Raw genomic sequence first — 485 nt, 5'->3', positions numbered from 1 at the left:
ATGTCCATCACCGGCACCAAGCAGGGCCTGATCACCGCCGGCGCCTTCACCGAGGATTCGGTCGGCAACACCTACCAGGAAGGCCACGAGGACCAGGTGATGGTCCAGGGCTTCAACCACGAAGTGATCATCCCGCGCGACCCGCAGTCCGGCCAGCCGACCGGCCAGCGCGTGCACAAGCCGGTGGTCATCACCAAGGTCTTCGACAAGGCCTCGCCCCTGCTGCTGGCCGCCCTGACCTCCGGCGAGCGCCTGACCAAGGTCGAGATCCAGTGGTACCGCACCTCCGCCGCCGGCACCCAGGAGCACTACTACACCACCGTCCTGGAAGACGCGATCATCGTCGACATCAAGGACTACATGCACAACTGCCAGGACCCGGGCAACGCCCACTTCACCCACCTGGAAGACGTGCACTTCACCTACCGCAAGATCACCTGGACCCACGAAGTCTCCGGCACCTCCGGCTCCGACGACTGGCGCTC

The 485-nt window shown here is 65.2% G+C and carries 1 protein-coding gene; it reads left to right on the top strand.

Features of this window, described 5'->3' with window-relative positions; genetic code table 11:
- The coding region (locus HMPREF3014_RS15285) for an Hcp family type VI secretion system effector (protein WP_025986811.1) at nucleotides 1–485 on the top strand (485 nt) is incomplete at both ends.

This window comes from Pseudomonas sp. HMSC065H01, assembly GCF_001815235.1.
GTDB lineage: Bacteria > Pseudomonadota > Gammaproteobacteria > Pseudomonadales > Pseudomonadaceae > Pseudomonas > Pseudomonas aeruginosa.
Note: the sequence above shows the minus strand (reverse complement) of the source record. Positions and strands in the feature narration are given on the sequence as shown.